Annotated in this window: 17 protein-coding genes; 12 read left to right on the top strand and 5 right to left on the bottom strand. The window is 65.3% G+C overall.

Annotated features, from left to right (window positions below; translation table 11 throughout):
• Both G3446_RS03545 and G3446_RS03550 read right to left on the bottom strand, forming a co-directional pair.
• Nucleotides 1-185 (bottom strand): transposase (locus G3446_RS03545; RefSeq protein WP_164451031.1); only part of this gene is annotated, 185 nt, incomplete at its 3' end.
• 33 nt (nt 186-218) lie between these two features.
• Nucleotides 219-1,157, bottom strand: coding sequence for an extracellular solute-binding protein (locus G3446_RS03550; protein WP_245232284.1), 939 nt, complete (start codon nt 1,155-1,157; stop codon nt 219-221).
• Nucleotides 1,158-1,492: 335 nt separating this feature from the next.
• Here G3446_RS03550 and G3446_RS03555 point away from each other — a divergent pair, with 335 nt between their 5' ends.
• The 12 genes from G3446_RS03555 (at nt 1,493) to G3446_RS03605 (ending at nt 17,744) form a co-directional block, all read left to right on the top strand.
• Nucleotides 1,493-2,473 carry a MerR family transcriptional regulator gene (locus G3446_RS03555; RefSeq protein WP_245232280.1) on the top strand — a complete coding sequence of 327 codons (981 nt, stop codon included), beginning with the start codon at nt 1,493-1,495 and terminating at the stop codon, nt 2,471-2,473.
• A 93-nt stretch (nt 2,474-2,566) separates the two neighbouring features.
• Nucleotides 2,567-4,159 (top strand): imidazole glycerol phosphate synthase subunit HisF, encoded by a 1,593-nt coding sequence (gene hisF, locus G3446_RS03560; protein ID WP_164451033.1) that lies wholly within the window; start codon nt 2,567-2,569, stop codon nt 4,157-4,159.
• A gap of 5 nt (nt 4,160-4,164) precedes the next feature.
• The gene (locus G3446_RS03565; protein WP_164451034.1) at nt 4,165-5,025 is read left to right on the top strand and encodes a COG3904 family protein; all 861 of its coding nucleotides are present in this window, start codon (nt 4,165-4,167) and stop codon (nt 5,023-5,025) included.
• 470 nt (nt 5,026-5,495) lie between these two features.
• Nucleotides 5,496-6,362: an RnfABCDGE type electron transport complex subunit B gene (locus G3446_RS03570; protein WP_164451035.1), complete on the top strand. Its 867-nt coding sequence runs from the start codon at nt 5,496-5,498 to the stop codon at nt 6,360-6,362.
• Nucleotides 6,363-6,540: 178 nt separating this feature from the next.
• Complete coding sequence (locus tag G3446_RS03575; protein ID WP_164451036.1) at nt 6,541-11,499, top strand: 2-oxoacid:acceptor oxidoreductase family protein; 4,959 nt, start codon at nt 6,541-6,543, stop codon at nt 11,497-11,499.
• 244 nt (nt 11,500-11,743) lie between these two features.
• Nucleotides 11,744-13,123 (top strand): electron transport complex subunit RsxC, encoded by a 1,380-nt coding sequence (gene rsxC / locus G3446_RS03580; protein ID WP_245232285.1) that lies wholly within the window; start codon nt 11,744-11,746, stop codon nt 13,121-13,123.
• Between the two features lie 234 nt (nt 13,124-13,357).
• Complete coding sequence (locus tag G3446_RS03585; RefSeq protein WP_164451038.1) at nt 13,358-14,410, top strand: RnfABCDGE type electron transport complex subunit D; 1,053 nt, start codon at nt 13,358-13,360, stop codon at nt 14,408-14,410.
• A 153-nt stretch (nt 14,411-14,563) separates the two neighbouring features.
• Entirely contained in the window at nt 14,564-15,250 is a 687-nt protein-coding gene (locus tag G3446_RS03590) for an RnfABCDGE type electron transport complex subunit G (RefSeq protein WP_164451039.1), read from the top strand.
• An 18-nt stretch (nt 15,251-15,268) separates the two neighbouring features.
• Entirely contained in the window at nt 15,269-15,931 is a 663-nt protein-coding gene (rsxE, locus tag G3446_RS03595; protein WP_164451040.1) for an electron transport complex subunit RsxE, read from the top strand.
• The gene (locus tag G3446_RS03600) at nt 15,921-16,511 is read left to right on the top strand and encodes an electron transport complex protein RnfA (RefSeq protein ID WP_164451041.1); all 591 of its coding nucleotides are present in this window, start codon (nt 15,921-15,923) and stop codon (nt 16,509-16,511) included. Before rsxE ends, G3446_RS03600 begins: the two co-directional genes overlap by 11 nt.
• Entirely contained in the window at nt 16,504-16,671 is a 168-nt protein-coding gene (locus G3446_RS27435; RefSeq protein ID WP_167757064.1) for a hypothetical protein, read from the top strand. The genes G3446_RS03600 and G3446_RS27435 overlap by 8 nt, the downstream gene beginning before the upstream one ends.
• A 170-nt stretch (nt 16,672-16,841) precedes the next feature.
• Nucleotides 16,842-17,744: a ferredoxin reductase domain-containing protein gene (locus G3446_RS03605; protein ID WP_164451042.1), complete on the top strand. Its 903-nt coding sequence runs from the start codon at nt 16,842-16,844 to the stop codon at nt 17,742-17,744.
• A gap of 122 nt (nt 17,745-17,866) precedes the next feature.
• On the opposite strand, the gene ribF is transcribed toward G3446_RS03605, so the two are convergent.
• The 3 genes from ribF to G3446_RS03620 form a co-directional block, all read right to left on the bottom strand.
• Nucleotides 17,867-18,811 (bottom strand): bifunctional riboflavin kinase/FAD synthetase, encoded by a 945-nt coding sequence (gene ribF, locus G3446_RS03610; protein WP_164451043.1) that lies wholly within the window; start codon nt 18,809-18,811, stop codon nt 17,867-17,869.
• 87 nt (nt 18,812-18,898) lie between these two features.
• Nucleotides 18,899-19,066 (bottom strand): hypothetical protein, encoded by a 168-nt coding sequence (locus tag G3446_RS03615; RefSeq protein ID WP_164451030.1) that lies wholly within the window; start codon nt 19,064-19,066, stop codon nt 18,899-18,901.
• 189 nt (nt 19,067-19,255) lie between these two features.
• Nucleotides 19,256-19,696: a hypothetical protein gene (locus G3446_RS03620; protein ID WP_164451044.1), complete on the bottom strand. Its 441-nt coding sequence runs from the start codon at nt 19,694-19,696 to the stop codon at nt 19,256-19,258.
• Nucleotides 19,697-19,820 lie beyond the last annotated feature (124 nt).

Raw genomic sequence — 19,820 nt, forward strand, 5'->3', positions numbered from 1 at the left:
CACTGCAGCAGCGCTCGCGTGCGCAGGCGCACCGGTTCGTGCTGATGACCGCAGTGCGGGCAGATGAACCCCTGTGGCCAGCGCCAGCGCTCAAGGGCCTGCTCGCACTGCTCCTCGGTTCCGTAGTCCGCCAGAAACTGCTGTAGACTCAAGCCCTTCTGAAACTGAATCTGATTCTGTGCCATGGCGTCTCTCCACCCGATTGCCCTACTTGAAGTTTAGGCCGGTGGGGGCTGAGTCGGCTGAGATTCGTGAATAATCAGATAGTCCGATACCTCCGCGATCACCTGCGGGTCGAGCAGATAGGCGATCAAGGCGTGGGCGGCCTCTGAATTGGGGGCGTCCTTGGGGATGGCCATGACGTCCGTCCAGAGGGCGGCGCCTTCGCGCGGGATGCGGTAGGCGACCTCGATGCCCTTGTCCGCCTCCTCGGCGCGCTCTTGCGCCTGCAGCACGTCGCCCGAGTAGCCCTGCGCGACGCAGAAGTCGCCGTTGGCGAGATCCGTGATGTATTGCGAGGAGTGGAAATAGCGGATGTGCGGATAGATTGCGCGGATCAGCTCCGCGGCGGCATCCAGATCGGCCTTGTCCAGGCTGTTCGGATCCTTGCCGAGATAGACGAGTGCGGCCGAGAAGACCTCCGTTGGGTCGTCGAGCAAGGCGATGCCGCAGCTGGCGAGCTTGGCGGCCTTGTCCGGATCGAAGATCAATGCCCAGGTGCTCAGGTCGGCGTCAGTGCCCAGGGCGGCCTGGATCTTGGCGGGATTTACGCCCAGCCCGGAGGTGCCCCACATATAGGGCACCAGGTAGCGGTTGCCGGGATCGACTGCTGCCAGGCTTGCCATGATCTCCGGATCCAGCTTGTCGAGTCCCGGCAGTTTGGACTTGTCCAGCGGCTGATAGAGGCCGGCCTTGATGTGACGCGCCGCGAAGGGGCGCGCGGTCGGGAAGATGAGATCATAGCCGCTGCTGCCCGCGAAGAGCTTGGCCTCGAGCACCTCGTTGGCGTCATAGACGTCGAGCACGGGGCGGATTCCCGTCCGCTCCTGGAAGCTGGCGAGCGTGTCCTCCGCGAAGTAGTCGCTCCAATTGTAGACGTGCACCTCCTCCGCGGCCTGAATCGCCGTGGAGAGGCCCAGTATGAGCGCGCAAGCCAGGGTGCCAAGAGCTTTGAGTGGATGAGTCAACTGCCACCTCGTCGTCATGAGAGCGTAACAATCCGGTCTGGCCGGTTAAGATGTCCTCGGTGCTCATCCTACTGCATGTCATGCGCTCCTGGCGCGCGGAGGGGATGGGTGGGGTCTCGCAGCGCCTTTCTCTCTCGTTTTCGCTAGGCTGCCGCGGCAACTGCCCCTGTCCCGGCGCAAGCCGCCGCGGCCATGCCCGAGCGTCCCCCCCAGCGACAGGGGCGCGAGGCGCGGAAGGCTTGGAGTTGCGCCTGATCGGTCCCATTGAACAGTCGCTAAGTCAACACTTTAAGAGGGCTTTTGTCTTGGCCGATCGTGATCTGCCGGATTCGGGACAAACCTTTCGAATCGGGACCGTCTCGCGGCTCACCGGCGTTCCGACCGATACCCTACGCGTTTGGGAGCGCCGCTACCATGTGGTGACGCCAGTGCGATCCGAGGCAGGCACGCGGCACTATGCGGCGGAAGACGTCGGCCGCCTCTCGCTGATCAAGCGCTTGGTCGACGGCGGCGATGCCATCAGCAGCGTGGCCAACCTGTCGCTGGAGGATTTGCGCGAGCGGATACGGGGTGCGGAGCTGCCGGAGCGCTTTTCGAGCGTCGAGCGTGCCTGCCGGGTCGTGGTCTGCGGCCACCAGCTCGCCGGCCGTCTGAAGGCCGAGACCATCCATCGTCAGGGCGTCGATTTCGTCGGGCTGTTCGGCTCGCCCGAGGAGCTGACAGCGGCCAAGCCGGAGCAGACGGCCGATGTCCTGGTGCTCGAGCTGCCGACCCTGCAAGCCGAGCGCCTGCGCGAGATCGGGCCGCTCCTACACAGCTGTGGCGCGGAGCGTGCCTTGGTGATCTACGGCTTTGCGACCCGCTCCGCGCTGAGCATGCTGGACGCGGCGCGCATGATCGCCCGGCGCGCGCCAGTGGACCTGGATACGGTCTGCCAGGAGTGCGTCGCCATGTCGTCCGGACTTGGGAGGGCGGCTCCGGAGCGCCAGGCCAGCGTGCTCGAGGGGCTGGGTGCCTCGCCGCCGCGCAGGTTCGACGATGGGGAGCTCGCGCGGCTCGCCGCCGTCTCATCGGAGGGCGACTGCGACTGGTCCCGGCACCTGGTCGATCTGGTGTCGGCCTTGACCGCCTTCGAGACCTTCAGTGCCGAGTGCATCGGGCGCGGCTCCGAAGACCCTGCGCTCATCGCCTACATCGGCGCCTGCACGGCCCGTGCGCGCTCCCTCATGGAGACCGCATTGGAGCGCACCGCCTTGGCAGGGGAGCAGGATCCCGCGCTCGACTGATTCGAGGGGGCGCTTGGGGCTAGAATAGCGCTCTGAGCCCCGATCTTAGCGTTAGGTGCTCCGCTCACTCATCAAGCCCCCTGGATTCAACCTATGATTTCGCTCCTGGACTATGGCGCGGGCAACGTCCGCAGTCTGCGCAATGCTATTCACGCCCTTGGCTTCACCCTGACCGAGATCGAGCGGGCCGAGGATATCCTCAAGGCCGAGCGTCTGATCTTTCCCGGTGTGGGTGCCTTCGGAGCGGCCATGGAGCGTTTGCATCGGCTCGGCTATGTCGAGCCACTCAAGGCCTATCTCGCCGAGGGCAGGCCCTATCTCGGGATCTGTATCGGGCTGCAGACCTTGTTCGAGGGCAGTGAGGAATCTCCCGGCGTCGAAGGGCTCGGCCTGATTCCGGGGCGGATTCGACGCTTCGACCATGAGGCGCTCTCCGTGCCCCACATGGGATGGAACGACGTGCGGGTCGAGCGCGCCTCTCCGCTCTTCGCCGACTATGCGGGTGAAAAGCTCTATTTCGTGCATTCTTACCGCGCCGAGCCGAGTCCTGAGAACGCCGATTGGCGGCTTGCGACCACGGACTATGGCGCACCCTTCCTCAGCGCCGTCCAGAAGGGACGGGTCGGTGCGGTTCAGTTCCACCCCGAGAAGAGCGGCGAGGCCGGCCTGCGTCTGCTGCGCCACTTCCTGGCCGGCGAGGATACGCTGACCCCGGACCTGGAGCGCCCAGCCACGCGGGCGCCGACGCACTTTGCCAAGCGCATCATCGCCTGTCTCGACGTGCGCTCCAACGACGCGGGCGACTTGGTCGTCACCAAGGGCGATCAGTACGACGTGCGCGAGTCGGGCGAGGTCCGCAACCTGGGCAAGCCCGTCGAGCTGGCCCAGCGCTACTACGAGGAGGGCGCGGACGAGATCACCTTCCTCAACATCACCGGCTTTCGCGACTTCCCGCTGTCGGATCAGCCGATGCTGGAGGTTCTGAAGCGGACCTCGGAGAACGTCTTCGTTCCGCTCACCATCGGCGGCGGTATCCGTGAGTTCACCGACGCCAACGGCAAGCACTATTCGGCCCTCAGCGTGGCGGACGAGTATTTCCGCTCGGGCGCCGACAAGATCTCCATCGGCTCGGACGCCGTCTATGCCGTCGAGGCCTACAAGGCGCGGGGCGGCGTCAAGGACGGTAGCACCGCCATCGAGCAGATCGCCGAGGTCTACGGCAATCAGGCCGTCGTTATCTCGATCGATCCTCGCCGCGTCTACGTGGACGCGCCGAGCGTGACCGACCACGACACGGTCGCAACCCAGGTGCCTGGGCCGAACGGCGAGCGCTACTGCTGGTTTCAGTGCACGGTGAAGGGCGGACGCGAGGGGAGCGACGTGGACGTCGTCGAGCTGGCGCGTGCCTGCGAGGATCTTGGCGCTGGAGAGATCCTCCTGAACTCCATCGACCGCGACGGCACCGGGGTGGGCTTCGACATCGAGCTGATTCGCGCCGTTCGTGAGGCGGTGAGCATCCCGGTCATCGCCTCGAGCGGTGCGGGCTGCGTCGAGCATTTCGCCGAGGTCTTCGCGGCCACAGGTGTCGAGGCCGCCTTGGCGGCGGGTATCTTCCATCGTCGGGAGGTCCCGATCGAGGCCGTGAAGACCTATCTGCGCCAGCACGGGGTCGAGACGCGGACCTGATCTGAATGCCGCGGCTCGTCGTCATCCTCGTCGCCGTTTTGGGGCTGCTCCCCCTTGCGGGCTGCTCGCCAATCGGGACTGGAAAGGCGGGGGATGGCGACGAAGCCGCCAGCTTGAGCCGCGGTGAGCGGCTCTCGATGATCGCCGCCTGTCACTTGCTGCGGGTCGGGCAGTGGAACGATGTGGCCGTGACCGACACCGTGGTCATCGTGGCGGCGGACACCTACAAGATCCCCGTCGAGTCGATCATCGAGCGCTCGAGCCAGCTCGCCCAGGATTACCAGGACAGCCCCTCGGATCTGGTTGCGCGTGCCGTCGCTGCCTGCCAGCAGCTCCAGCGGGTAACGGGTGTGGTCTCCGCCTTGGTGCGCTTCGAGCCGGATGGCAGGCTGCGCACCGTCTGGCTGCGCATCGACGGCGTCGAGATCACCCCAGGCTTCGCCAAGCGGACGGCCGCCGAGCTGCGCCGGCGCAAGGCCATCGGTCTCGTCATCAATAGCCCGGGCGGCTCGGTCTACGAAGCGCGCACGCTCGGTCGCTATCTGCGCGCGAACGGCCTGCGCACCGCGGTCGACGGCTACTGCGCCTCGGCCTGCGTGGATGTCCTGGCGGGTGGCGTCGAGCGCTATGTCACGGGCGATGCAAAGCTGGGTGTGCACCAGAGCAAGGTGCCGAGCCGCTACAGCACGCACGAGGGCGGACAGCTCTATGTCGCGGACTCCTTCCTCTATCTGCGCGAGATGGGCATCGACGCCGATGTCGCCATCGCGGCTGCGGCCGTTCCCAACGACCAGATCCTGCTCATCCCCATCCCCGAGGCCTTGGCGACCGGCCTGGTCACAGGTGTCGTCGACGGTTTCGAGTAAGCTCGGCCGCCAGCCGCCAGCCGCCAGCCGCCAGCCGCCAGCCGCCAGCCGCCAGCCGGGCCTTGGTCATCAGTCGGGCGGGTGGACGAGCGCGAGCGAAGTCCACCGAATCCCGCGCCGGTGTTGGTGGACTGCGCTGCGCTTGTCCACGGGAGACAACTGGCCGAAACGATGATCGACGCCGCCAGTCGCCAGCATTGCCCCAAAATCGTCCCGTGCTCGGGTCGCCCTTGGTCGCTGACTGACTGATTTATCTCGATCTTTGTGCGATTTCAATACTGACGATTTACATAATTACCAATTTTAATAGATAACAATTCCGTAAACTGCCCACGTTCTTTGCGGTGGCGTCTCTGCGCTGCCCTTCTTCAGCGATGACCGGTGCCTTGCCGGAATCCTGAGCTTGGTGATGCGGTACTTACCCTCCGGGTCCGCGCTCCCCTGTTTGCCCTTCGCCGGACTAGCAGTTTATGGCAACCATTTTGACCGCCGTGGGCTTCATGACCGCGCTAGGCGCGCTACTCGCCTTGCTATTGGTCATCGCAAACAAGCGGCTTTACGTTTTCGAAGATCCGCGCATCGACCAGGTCGAGGGCCTGCTGCCCATGGCCAATTGCGGTGCCTGCGGCACGGCCGGCTGTCGGCCTTTTGCCGAGATGCTGGTGAAGGGCGAGACGGAGCCCTCGCGCTGCACGGCGAACTCCAAGTCGATGAATCAGATTATCGCCGACTTCCTCGGCGTGGATATGGGCGCGAGCGAGAAGCGCGTGGCCCGGTTGGCGTGCGCCGGCGGCGGCAACGTGGCCTATGTGCGTGCCAACTATACGGGGATGAAGTCCTGTCGTGCCGCAGCCCTAGTCTCGGGCGGCGGCCGCGGCTGCTCCTGGGGCTGTCTGGGCTTCGGGGACTGTGAGGTGGTGTGTGAGTTCGATGCCATCTCTATGAATGCCCAAGGCATTCCAGTGGTGATCGAGGACAAGTGCACCGCTTGCGGCGACTGCGTGACGGTCTGCCCCAAGGATCTCTTCAGCTTGCATCCGGTGAGTCACCGGCTCTGGGTGGCCTGCCTCAATCTGGAGTTCGGCGACCTCGCCGAGCACCACTGCGAAGTGGCCTGCACCGCCTGTGGCCGCTGCGAGCAGGATTCGCCGGAGGGTCTCATCACCATCCACAACAACCTGGCGGTCATCGACTACTCCAACAATAGCCTGGCCTCCAAGGTCGCTATCGAGCGCTGCCCCACGGGCGCGATCGTCTGGCTGGAAGAAGACGGCGCTGTCCTCAAGGGACGCGATGCCCGAAAAGTGCTTCGCAAGCGGGCGCTGCCGGTGGGATGAGCCTGAGCCAGCAGGCTCCCGGGCGCCCCCCTGCTCGAGATTGATTTAGAGGGCGATCAAAGATTCGGTGCAAGGAGGCCGATGACCTGATCCGACGATAACGAACAGATCCACCCCGCGCGTGCGCCGCCAAGCGGCCAAGGTGCGCCCGAGGGTGACTCAACACGAGAGAAGGCCGATGTTCGGAAAGAAAGACGAAAAGCAGTACAAGTACCCTGGCACCCGTATGGCGATGGACGGCAACACCGCCGTCATCATGTGCGAGCGCGAGGCCTCCGATGCCGCTGGCGCCTATCCGATCACGCCTTCGACGCAGATGGGCGAATACTGGGCCGAGGAGACGGCCAAGGGCCACCTGAACATCTCCGGCAACCCGCTGATTTTTGTGGAGCCCGAGTCCGAGCACGCCGCGGCCGCCGTGACCGCCGGCATGTCCATGACCGGCCTGCGCGCGGTCAACTTCTCGTCCGCGCAGGGCGTGGCCTTCATGCACGAGTCGCTCTACGCGGCCGTCGGCAAGCGCCTGCCCTATGTGCTGAACATCGGCTCGCGCGCCATCACCAAGTCGAGCCTCAACGTCCACTGCGCCCACGACGACTACCACTGCATCGACGACACCGGCTTCTTCCAGGTCTTCGGCAAGAACGCTCAAGAGGCGGCGGACCTCAACCTCATCGCCCGCAAGATCGCCGAGCTGTCGCTCACACCGGCCGCGGTGGGCCAGGACGGCTTCCTGACCACCCACCTGATCGAGCCCCTGATGGTGCCCGAGCGCGCCCTGGTCGAGGAGCTCCTGGGACGCCCGGACGACGTCATCGACTGCCCGACCCCGGCCCAGCGTCTGGTCTATGGCCCGACCCGCCGCCGCGTGCCCCTGGTCTGGGACGTCGACAACCCGGTCACGTCCGGCACGGTGCAGAACCAGGACGCCTACATGCAGTCGGTCGCCTCGCAGCGGCCTTACTTCTTCGACCACATCGAGCAGATTACCGATCAGGTCATGGACGAGTTCCATGAGCTGACCGGGCGCCGCTACGAGCGTGCGACCCCGTACCGCTGTGAGGATGCCGACTACATCATCCTGGGGCAAGGCAGCATGGTGACGCAGGCGGAGGCCGTGGTCGACTATCTGCGCGAGACCCGTAAGCTCAAGATCGGCGTGGTCAACATGACCATGTTCCGTCCCTTCCCCGGCGATGTCATCGCCCGTCTGCTGCGGGGTAGGAAGGGCGTCGCCATCCTCGAGCGCACCGATCAGCCGCTCGCGGAAGACCTGCCGATCATGCGCGAGACCCGCGCGGCCCTGACCAAGTGCATCGAGAACGGCATGGCCGCCAAGGGCGAGGAGCTGCCCTATCCGAGCTACCCGGCCTACAAGCAGGGCGACATGCCGCCTCTCTTCTCCGGCTGCTACGGCCTGGGCTCGCGCGACCTGCAGCCCGAGGGGCTGATCGCGGCCGTCGAGAACATGCTGCCCGAGGGCAAGCGCCGCAAGTTCTACTACCTCTCCATCGACTTCATCCGCGATGCGGCGGATCCGAAGGACGAGATCCGTATCCAGAAGCTGCGCGATGCCTATCCGACGATCGGCGACATGGCCCTGCGCGGCAGCGAGAACCCGAATCTGCTTCCGAAGGGCGCCGTGACCGTGCGCATGCACTCGGTCGGCGGCTGGGGTGCCGTGACCACGGGCAAGAACCTGGCCATGACCCTCTACGACCTGCTGGGCTACGACATCCGCGCCAATCCCAAGTACGGCTCGGAGAAGAAGGGGCAGCCGACCACCTACTTCCTCTCGGCCGCGCCCGAGCCCATCCGTCTCAACTGCGAGTACACCTATGTCGACGTGGTCCTGAGCCCGGACCCCAACGCCTTCACGCACTCCAACCCGCTCGCCGGCCTGGATCGCGGCGGCCGCTTCGTCATCCAGTCCAGCCTGGAGAGCGCCGAGCAGGTGTGGGCCAGCTTCCCGCCAGCGGCGCGCAAGTTTATCGTCGATCATGAGATCCGCGTCTTCTACATCGACGGCTTCAAGATCGCCCGTGAAGAGGCGTCCAACGCCGAGCTGCAGTTCCGCATGCAGGGCAATGCCTTCCAGGGCGCCTTCTTCGCGGCCTCGCCCCTGATGGAGCGCGCCGGGCTCGACGAGGCCGGTCTCTTCTCCGCCATCGAGGAGCAGCTGCGCTCCAAGTTCGGCGCCAAGGGCGAGCGCGTGGTGCAGGACAACCTGCGCATCGTGCGCCGCGGTTTCGACGAGATCGTCGAGATCACCGAGAAAACCTTGGTCGCCGGCCAGCTCATGTCCCGCAAGGCGCCCGGCCTGCCGGTCATGCTCAAGACCCTGCCGGAGAACGAGGGTCGCGTCTCCGACGTTCACCGCTTCTGGGAGCAGACCGGCTCCTTCTACGCCTCCGGGCGCGGCAGCGACAACCTGGCCGATCCGCACATGGCACTCTCCTTGATGCCGGCGTCCACCGGCGTCTATCGCGACATGACGCAGATCCGCTTCGACTATCCGAAGTTCCTGCCGGAGAACTGCACCGCCTGCGGCAGCTGCTTCGCGGTCTGCCCGGACAGCGCCATTCCTGGTCTGGTCAGCAAGATCTCGGATGTCTTCGCGACCGCCATCGCTCGCGTCGAGCGCGGCATGCCCACTCAGTATCTGCGCCGCGAGACCCGCAACGTCGAAAAGCGTCTGCGCGCCCTCGTCGAGGGCGCCGGCGAAGCGGCCGACATGCATGCGCTCATGGATCAGGCCGTGCTCGAGACCCTGGCCGCCTTCGAGGGCGAGCCCGAGCAGAAGGCCGCGGCCGAGAAGGAGTTCGGGCTCCTGATGGAGGCCCTGGGCGACTACCAGCTCGCCATCACCAAGCCCTACTGGACCAGTCGCGAGAAGAAGCAGAAGGGCGCCGGCGGGCTCTTCAGCATCACTGTGAACCCATACACCTGTAAGGGCTGCATGGAGTGCATCGAGGTCTGTAACGACGGCGCCCTGGTCGCCGAGCCGCAGACGGCGGACAGCATCAAGCAGATGCAGGACCGCTGGCAGTTCTGGCTCGACCTGCCGACCACGGACCCGGACTTCATCCGCATCGAGGACCTTGACGAGAAGGTCGGTGCCCTGGAGACCCTGCTGCTCGACAAGAGCAACTACCAGTCCATGGTCTCGGGCGACGGCTCCTGCATGGGCTGCGGCGAGAAGACGGCCATGCACCTCTTTACGTCCACGGTCACGGCCCTGATGCAGCCGCGCGTCAAGCGTCACCTGGCCGAGATCGACGACCTCATCAACCGGCTGGAGACCCATGTGCGCCTCAAGCTGGCGCAGAGCATGGACCTGAGCAACAGTGAGGCCATCACCAAGGCGCTCGACGCCCACAAGGACAACGATCTGACCCTCTCCGAGCTGTCGGCCGAACTGCTCGACCAGCGTGCCCAGCCCGTCGACCCCGAGTGGCTCAAGTTCGTCACCGGGCTGCTCGACAAGCTGCGCCACCTCAAGGCGCAGTACCTGGGCAAGTCGCTGAGCGGGGCCGGCGACCATCGCCGCGCGGACATGGGCATCGTCAACGCGACCGGCTGCAGCTCGGTCTGGGGCGCGACCTTCCCCTACAACCCCTATCCCTTCCCCTGGTCGAACAACCTCTTCCAGGACGCGCCGTCCATGGCCATGGGTCTCTTCGAAGGCCACATGCGCAAGATGAGCGAGGGCTTCAAGGCAATCCGCCAGGCCCGCCTGGAGCTGGAGGGCCAGTTCAACGCCCAGGATCCCGAGTCCAACCTGACCTACTTCGGCTGGAAGCAGTTCACGGACGATGAATGGCTGCTCTGCCCGCCGGTCGTCGCGGTCGGCGGTGACGGGGCCATGTACGACATCGGCTTCCAGAACCTCTCGCGCGCGCTCATGTCGGGGACCCCGGTGAAGATCTTCGTGCTCGACACCCAGAGCTACTCCAACACCGGCGGGCAGTCCTGTACCTCCGGCTTTGTCGGTCAGGTCGCGGACATGGCGCCCTATGGTAAGCAGTGGAAGGGCAAGACCGAGATCCGCAAGGAGATGAGCCTCATCGGCATGGCGCACCGCACCAGCTTCGTGCTGAACAGCTCCGCCTCGCACCTGACGCACCTGCTGGAGGGCTACATCGACGGTCTGAACGCGCGCCGTCCGGCCGTGTTCAACGTCTACACCGCCTGCCAGCCGGAGCACGGCATCGGCGACGACATGTCCAACAAGCATGCCCGCATGGCGGTCGAGTCGCGCGCCTATCCCCTGTTCCGCTACGACCCGGACGCCGGGGCGAGCTTCGAGGAGTGCTGCTCGATCGAAGGCAACCCGGACGTCGAGGCCGACTGGATCGACTGGACGCTGAAGTACACCGACGAGAAGGGCAACGAGGCCGAGATGGAGGTCCCCTTCACCTTCGTCGACTTCGCCATGATGGAAGGCCGCTTCCGCAAGCACTTCCGTAAGGCGCCGCCGGAGACCTGGAACGACTCCATGGCCCCCATCGCCGAGTTCCTGGCGCTGGCGGACGATGAGCGCGACGGCCTCTTCCCCTATGTCTGGGGCGTCGATGCCAAGAATCGCCTCATGCGTGTCCTGGTCGCTCAGGAGCTGGTGCAGAGCTGCGAGGAGCGTCGTGACTTCTGGACCCAGCTGCGCGGCATCTGCGGCGAGCTGAACAAGGTCGACGTCGAGGCCGTGCGCAACGCGGCCAAGGCGGAGATCGCCCAGAAGCTCACCAGCAGCCTGCTCGCCATGGCCGTCGGCGACGGTGGCCTTGCTGGCCTGACCGGCGCTACGCCCGCCAACGGCAACGGCCACAACGGCAATGGTGCCGCGCATGCCGGGGCCAATGGCTCGGGCAGCAACGACGCCGCGGCCGATTGGGAGCCGGTCTGGGTCGAGACGCCCGAGTGCACCGCCTGCGACGAGTGCGTGCGCATCAACCCCAAGATCTTCAAGTACAACGCGGACAAGAAGGTCGAGATCGTCGATCCCAAGGGTGGTCCCTTCAAGGACATCGTGAAGGCGGCCGAGAAGTGCACGGCGAACTGCATCCACCCAGGTATGCCCTGGAACCCCTCGGAAGCGGGCTTGGACAAGCTGGTCAAGCGCGCCGAGAAGTACCAGTAAGACCGATAGGCCGACCCATCTGACCCGGCCCCCCCGCGCCGCGGGGGAGCCGGGTCAGCGACGCTCCAGCGTCGCGATCGAGGCCACTCACCGCCAGAGCGGTGTGAAGACACTCCCACGCGGAGCGTGGGAGCGAGGGTAGGGAGCAGTCTCAGGTTCTAGCGCGAACGGCGGTGTCACCATGAAGCATCAGACAGCTGTATTGGATTCGAAGCTTGCCGTGGAGGCGGGTCGGTCCGGGCTCATGAAGCGGTTGAATTCAAGTTTTCAAAGTCTCTTCCAGCGTCACAAGACCTTCGATCACGGGATCTATCCGGTCGAGCACAAGGAGTTGACGGCGCACAAGCCGATCCGTCGGCTGCCCTTCGCGGACGAGCTGGTCATTCCCTTGCAGCAGCACAAGGGGCGGCCCGCCGTGCCCATCGTCAAGGTTGGTCAGGAGGTCGTGCGTGGCGAGCCCATCGCGGTGGCGGACCACTTCGTCTCCGTGCCCATGCACGCGCCGGCGACCGGCGTGATCCGTGCTATCGGCCTGGCACCGACGGCGGAAGGCCCCAAGACCCAGGCGATCTACCTCAAGGTCTACCACGCGGCCAGTCAGGAGGTGCTCTACGGCGAGCACCGCGAGCCCGAGCAGATGGACGCCAAGGAGATCATCCAGGCCGTGCAGGACGCCGGGCTGGTCGGCCTGGGCGGCGGCGCCTTTCCGAGCCACGTCAAGATGCACCCGCCAGCCGGGCGGGTGATCCAGACCCTGGTGGTGAATGGCTGCGAGTGCGAGCCCTATCTCACCTGCGATCACCGCATCATGCTGGAGCAGACCGATTTGCTGCTGCGCGGCATCATGATCGCGCTGCGCGCCACCCGCGCCGAGCGGGCCATCATCGGGGTCGAGGACAACAAGCTCGACGCCGTCGCCCATCTGCGCGCCCGCATCCCCAAGGACCTGCCGATCACGGTCGAAGCGGTGCAGACCAAGTACCCGCAGGGCGCCGAGAAGATGCTCATTAAGGCGCTGCTGGATCTGGAGGTCCCGCCGGGCGGATTGACGGCGGACGTCGGCGTGGCCGTGTTCAACGTCGGCACATTGGCACAGATGGGCGACCTGCTGCCGAAGAGTCACGGACTCATCGAGCGCGTGGTGACCGTCAGCGGTCCTGCGGTCGCCAATCCGGGCAACTTCATGGTGCCGATCGGCACACCTATCAGCTTCCTGCTGAACCAGGTTGGGCTCAACGGTCCCGTGGGGCAGGTCATCCTCGGCGGGCCCATGATGGGCATGGCCGTCTCCTCGCTCGACGTGCCGGTCACCAAGTCCGTCTCCGGCGTGGTGGCGCTGCAGCCCGAGGCCCCGGATGTCGCCCGGCGGCAGGTTTACCCTTGTATCAAGTGCGGCGAGTGCCTGAACGCCTGCCCGATCTCGCTCAATCCATCCATGCTGGGTGAGCTGGCCGCGGCGCGCGAGTACGGGACCATGGCCGAGGAGTACCACCTCGACCAATGCTTCGAGTGCGGCTGCTGCTCCTACGTCTGCCCGTCCAACATCCCGCTGACCCAGTACTTCCGCATCGCCAAGTCGATCAACCGGGATGCCCAGAAGCACCACGAGCAGAAGCAGCACTGACTTGCGGAGATTGAACCGCCAAGGCGCGAAGGACGCGAAGCTGTGTAGGGTGGACAAGCGCAGCGCAGTCCACCAACGCCGGCGCGCCCGCTGTCTACACACCGCTGGAGCGGTGTGACGGCATTCCCACGCAGAGCGTGGGAACGAGAGTGCACAATAATGTCGGCGCGGGATTTGGTGGACTTCGCTCTCGCTCGTCCACCCTACGATTGATCACTAACCACTGAAGACCCAATGGATAAAGGCATTGAAATCCGGACCTCACCCCACCTCAAGCGGGTGGTGTCCGTCGACAAGATCATGCGGACCGTGGTGCTGGCGCTGCTGCCGATCTGCGCCTTCGCCGTCTATCAGTTTGGGCTCAGTGCGCTCTTGCTGCTGGTGACCACGACGGGTGTCGCCATCTGGACGGAGTGGTTTTTCGCGCGTCTGAGCGGCCGGGGCAATACGGTTTCGGATTGGTCCGTGGTCATCACCGGGCTCCTGCTGGGCTTGACCCTGCCGCCCGGTTTCCCGCTGTGGATGGCTGCGGTCGCCGCCTTCGTCGGCGTGGCGCTGGGCAAGGCCCTGTTCGGCGGGCTCGGCTACAACGTGATGAACCCGGCCCTGGTGGGGCGCGCCTTCGTGCAGGCCGCCTTCCCGGTCGCCATCACCACCTGGACGCCGGCCTTTGCGCCGGGCCGTTTCACCGAGCTGATCCCCTCGACCTTGACGCTGCCCTTCATGCAGCCGATCCCGGTCGACGCTTGGGTCGCGGGCCTGCAGCTCGACGGCTGGAGCGGGGCCACGCCCTTGGCGCTTCAGAAGTTCCAGCAGATCGAGCCGCCCATCACCGACGCCTTCACCGGCATGATCGCGGGCTCGGCGGGCGAGACCTCGGCGCTCCTCATCCTGATTTGCGGCCTCTGGCTTGCCTGGCAGCGGATGCTCGACTGGCGCATTCCGGTCAGCGTGCTGGCCGGCGCGGCCTTGACGGCGCTGCCCTTCTGGCTGGTCGATCCAGGCCACTATCCGACCCCCTGGTTCGTGCTCGGCTCCGGCGGTCTGATGCTGGCGGCCTGGTTCATGGCGAGCGACATGGTGGCCTCGCCAGTGACCGCCCGTGGCGCGGTCATCTACGGACTCTTCATCGGCAGCCTCACGGTCATCATTCGGCTCTTTGGTGGCCTTGTGGAGGGCGTGATGTACGCCATCCTGATCGGCAACGCGGTGGGGCCCTTGATCTCGAGCTGGACGCAGCCGCGCGTCTATGGCGCAGCCAAGAGGAGCAAAGCGGATGCCCGTTAGTCCGACCCTTGCGAGGCCGAGCGGCCCTAGGCGTGTCGATCTCCAGGTCAACAGGCGTGTCGGCCTGGAGGCCGATACTCCCAGCGGTTTACCGGCCGACGGCAATGCGGGTCCCGACCGCAGGTCGAGCCAAACGAAGTCCAGATTGCAGCCATGAATCTAGAAGCTCAGATCCAGACACAGCAGCCGCGCACGCCCGCCTGGGCAATGCTCCGAACCCTCGGCAGCATCGCCATGATCTCCGGGCTGCTGGTGGCGCTGGTCTATCAGTTCACCCTGCCGATCATCGCCGAGAACCAGCGCGTCCTCACCGAGAAGGCGGTCTTTCGTGTCGTTCCCGGGGCCGTGGCCAAGCGCGACTTCGTGATTACGGCGGATGGTGAATTGGCGCCGGCAGAGGAGGGTGCTGAGGGAGCACTCGTCTACGGGGCCTACGACGCGGACGGTGGGCTGATCGGCATCGCCATCACAGGGTCTGCGCTCGGCTACGCCGGTCCAGTGAATGTCATGTTCGCCTACGACCCGGAGTGCGACTGCATCACCGGCAGCAAGGTGCTGAATTCGAACGAGACGCCGGGCTTTGGCGACAAGCTGGACTTCGATCCCGATTTCCTCGAGAACTTCCAGGCCCTGGATGCCCGCTTGAACGCCACGGGCGACGCACTCGCGAACGCCATCGTCACCGTCAAGCACGGCACCAAGACCCGGCCCTGGGAGATCGACGGCATCTCGGGGGCGACCATCTCGTCCAAGGCCATGGGGCACGCGGCCAACAACGCCGCACAGCGGGCGGTCCCGGTCATCGAGCGCGACCTGGCCGCGCTGACGCGACAGAATTGAAGTTGAGAGGCGATAGGAATGGCTGAATTGCCCGATACCCGAGAGCGCCTGACGCCGGACACCTTCCTGCGCGGCCTCTGGGAAGAGAACCCGGTCTTCGTCATGCTGCTCGGCATGTGCCCGGTGCTGGCGGTGACCAGCACCACCGTCAACGCCCTCGCCATGGGGCTGGCGACGACCTTCGTGCTGGTCTGCTCCAGCCTGCTGGTGTCGCTGCTGCGCAATTGGATCCCCAAGCAGGTCCGCATCGCCAGCTACATCGTCATCATCGCGACCTTCGTCACCATCGTGGACTACGCGATTCAGGCCATCAGCCTGGAGCTCTATGCCGCGCTGGGGGCCTTCATCCAGCTGATCGTGGCCAACTGCGTCATCCTGGGGCGCGCCGAGGCCTATGCCTCCAAGCAGAAGCTGATGACGACCCTGGTCAACAGCCTGGGGATGGGCGCCGGCTTCACCCTGGCGCTGCTCAGCCTGGGCACGGTGCGCGAGATCCTCGGCAACGGGACCATCCTGGGCATCTCCATCTTCCCGGCCGACTTCCAGCCCTGGATCGTCATGATCCTGCCGCCGGGCGGCTTCTTCGTCCTCGGCGCCTGGCTGCTCTTGTTCAACTGGCTGCGTCTGCGCAAGGAGCGCAAGGCGGCCGAGCCGACCGGGGTGATTGCAGATGCACGCTGAGCCGCTTTCGCTGATCTTCCTGAACGCCGCCATCGTCAACAACTTCGTGCTGGCGCTCTTCCTGGGCATCTGTCCCTTCCTGGGCGTCTCGGCGAAGAAAGACACGGCCTGGAACATGGGGCTGGCGACCATGTTCGTCATGCTGGTCAGCTCCGCCGCCGCCTTCGGCATCAACTGGCTGCTGACCGAGCTGGATCTGCTCTTCCTGCGGCTGATCTGCTACATCGCCGTCATCGCCTCGGCCGTGCAGCTGGTGGAAATGTTCGTCAAGCGGTTCAGCCCGGCGCTCTTCCGATCGCTCGGCATCTTCCTGCCGCTGATCACGACCAACTGCGCCATCCTCGGGCTGGCGCTCTTCCAGACGACCAAGGAATACGACTTCGTCCAGAGCATCGTCTATGCGCTCGGCGCCGGTGCGGGCTTCACGCTGGCGCTGATGCTGATGGCCGGCCTGCGCGAGAAACTGGCGCTGGCCCGCGTGCCCTCGGTGAGCCAGGGCGCGGCCATGAGTCTGATGCTCGCCGGGCTCTTGTCGCTGGCCTTCATGGGCTTCGCCGGGCTGGGAGGCTCGCATGGCTAAGTTCCTGCTCGCACCCTTGGTGGTCTTCGTCGTGCTCGCCGGCTGGGTGGTCGTCCAGCGGATCTATGCGCGCTTCGCCGCCAGCCATCCGCAGCTCGGCCCCTATCGCCCGGAAGGCGGCGGCTGCTCATGCGGCAGCGGGCATTGCGAGCGCCGCTGATTTCGTAGGGTGGACAAGCGCAGCGCAGTCCACCGACGCCGGCACGGGGTTCGGTGGACTTCGCTTGCGCTCGTCCACCCTACGGGGCACGGATAGCTGGCACTCTCTTTTCGAATCACACTGACATCAATCCCCGGCGACCGCGCGTCACCGGAGCGAGGAGCAAGAGGATGACCCAAGTCTCTGCATCAACCCACTCTGCAACCCTCCCGGCAGGAGCTCTCCCCCCAGACCTCGGCCAGACCACCCAGGCCATCATCAAGGAGTCTCAGCGCGTCACGCCCGAGACCACTGACGAGGTCCGCCATATCACCCTGGAGGTGATGGATCCGGCGTTCCAGTTCGTCGAAGGGCAAAGCATCGGCGTCGTCGTGCCCGGGCCGCACGACTTCGGCAACGCCTACCACCTGCGCCGCTATTCCATCGCCAACGCGCGCAGCGTGCCGGTCGGCTCGGGCGTGAATCTGGACATCCTGGTCCGCCGCTGTTTCTACGTCGACGAGATCAGCGGCGAGCGCTATCCGGGCATCGCCTCCAACTTCCTCTGCGACGCCAAGCCGGGCCAGCAGATCACGCTCACCGGGCCTTACCTCAGCGCCTTCCGCATGCCGCTGGACAGCCGCGCCAACATCCTCATGATCGGCACAGGGACCGGCATTGCCCCCTTCCGCGCCTTCGCCCAGCACATCTACGAGCGTCGCGGCGACTGGAAGGGACAGGTGCGCCTCTATTACGGCGGCCACAGTGGTCTCGACCTCATGTACACCAACGACGAGCACACGGACCTCGCCAACTACTATGACGAGAAGACCTTCAAGGCCTTCCGCGCGCTCGGCTCGCGTCCCCTGATGACCTCGTCCCAGGCGCTCGAGCAGGGTCTGCACGACCACGCCACCGAGGCCTGGCGCCTGATCAAAGACGCCAACACCCACGTCTTCATCTCCGGCCTGAGCAAGGCGGCCAAGGTCTTCTGCAAGGTGATGGCCGAGCAGGCAGGCTCCGAAGAGGATTGGCTGAAGGTCAAGGAGCAGATGATCGAAGATGGCCGCTGGTCCGAGCTGATTTACGATTGACGGGAGCGACCAGCCTCCAGCTGCCAGCGTCCAGCTGTTAGCAGCGCTCTTGCGCTCGCGGCGCCGCTCTGCGGTGCTGCGTATCTCCCGACGCTCTGCGTCGAGCTGCCGCCGCTCGAATCCTACGCAACACCCAGATAGGCGCGCGCTGCCTCGGCATCGCGCTGGATCTGCGTCTTCAGCGCATCGAAGGAGTCGAATTTCTTCTCGTCCCGGAGCTTGAGTGCGAGCTCCACCTCCAGGTGCTGGCCATAGATCTGCCGGTCGAGGCCGAAGAGGTGGACCTCGAGACGGGCGCTGAGTCCATCGACGGTTGGTCGGGTGCCGATGTTTGCGACCCCTGGCCAGCCGGCTTGGTCCAGCCCATGCACGCGGACCGCATAGACCCCTCGGACCGGGCTCACCCGCCGGTGCAGGTTGATGTTGGCCGTCGGGAATCCGATGGTACGTCCGCGCTTGTCGCCGTGAACGACACGTCCTTCCATGGTGTAGGGTCGCCCTAGCAGGTACTGAGCCTGCTCCAAGTCGCCCCGGGCCAAGGCGTCGCGTACGCGGGTGCTGCTGATCCGCTCCTCGCCGTGTGTGATGGTATGCAGGTCCTCGACCTCGAAACCGGCATTCGACCAGCCCGCCTCGCGCCCCATCCGCTGCAAGAGCGCGAAGTCCCCCGTACGGCCGCGCCCAAAGCGGAAGTCGTCGCCAACGAGCAGGAAGCGTACGCCAAGCCCCTCGATCAGCAGCCGCTGCACGAAGGTGCGGGCCTCCATGGCCGCGAGCTTCTGGTTGAACTCCAGCACCATCACACGCTCGATGCCGCAGGCGCGTATCGCCTTCAGCTTCTCGCGCAGGCGTGTCAGACGCGCCGGCGCCGCATCCGGCGCGAACAGCTCCATCGGCTGCGGCTCGAAGGTGATGACGGTTGCGGGGAGCCCCAGTTCGCGTCCGCGCGCCATCAGACGCTGAAAGACCGTCCGATGTCCCACGTGCACCCCATCGAAATTACCGATGGTCGCGACACAGCCGCGGTCGGCAGGACGCAAGTTGTGCAAGCCTCGGATCAGTCTCATTCAGGTGCCTGGCGTTCGAGAATCAGCGGGCAAGTATACGCGGGAAGGGCCAGGGCGGGCACGGGCACAAGCTGCCCGCCGATCGGCTCAGACCACCTCCAGCGTTTCGACTTCGAAGCGCACCACTTGGCGCTGCTCGCGGCTGAATTCCACACCGATCTGGTGGATGGGCAAGGGCAGCGCAGTCGACCAACGCCGGCGCGGGATTCGGTGGACTTCGCTCTCGCTCGTCCACCCGGTCCAACTGACGATCAAGGCCGATCTCGGCACTCGGTCAGTCTCGCGGCTAGGGGCGCCGCCCGCCCGGGCTCAGGACCGATTGGGTGCCTGCTTTTCCAGGGAGCTTGGTGCCTTGTCTCGGGAAAACGCGTCCGTGGCCAGGGACAGGGTCTCAAGTGCGTATCGAGAGAGGGCTGCCGCGCGCAGAGGCTCAGCGGCGATGCGCTACGACAGGAACCGCATGGCGGCGACGAGTAGACCGGCGCTGGTGGCGATGAAGCCGACGAGCCAGAGAAAATGCTGGTCGTGTCGCCTGAGCATTTCATCGAAGCGCTTATCGACCTGCTCGAAACGTTTGTCAATTTGCTCCAAGCGTTTGTCGATCTGCTCGAAGCGTTTGTCGACTTGCTCGAAGCGTTTGTCGACTTGCTCGAAGCGCTTGTCGACTTGCTCGAAACGCTTGTCGATCTGCTCCAAGCGCCTTTCCATCGCCTCGAAGCCCTGGCGCATCAGCTCACGCTGGTGCTTCAGCTCCTCCTCGACGCGCACCATCCGCTCGCGCAGCTCGATCTCGTAGACCGCGGGTGGCTTGCCGAGGCTTTGCTCGGCCAGCCATTCGCCGAGATGCTGCTTGATGAAGGCGATGTCTTCCTCGGCCAAGGCCATGGCTGACTCCTCGGTGATCGGTAACGGGATCTAGTCTATCAACGGATCGAGTCCAACAATGGATCGAGTCCAACAATGGATCGAGTCCAACAAAATGAGTCGCGTCGAGATCCCTTTCGCACCT

This window comes from Thiorhodococcus minor (genome assembly GCF_010820565.1).
GTDB lineage: Bacteria > Pseudomonadota > Gammaproteobacteria > Chromatiales > Chromatiaceae > Thiorhodococcus > Thiorhodococcus minor.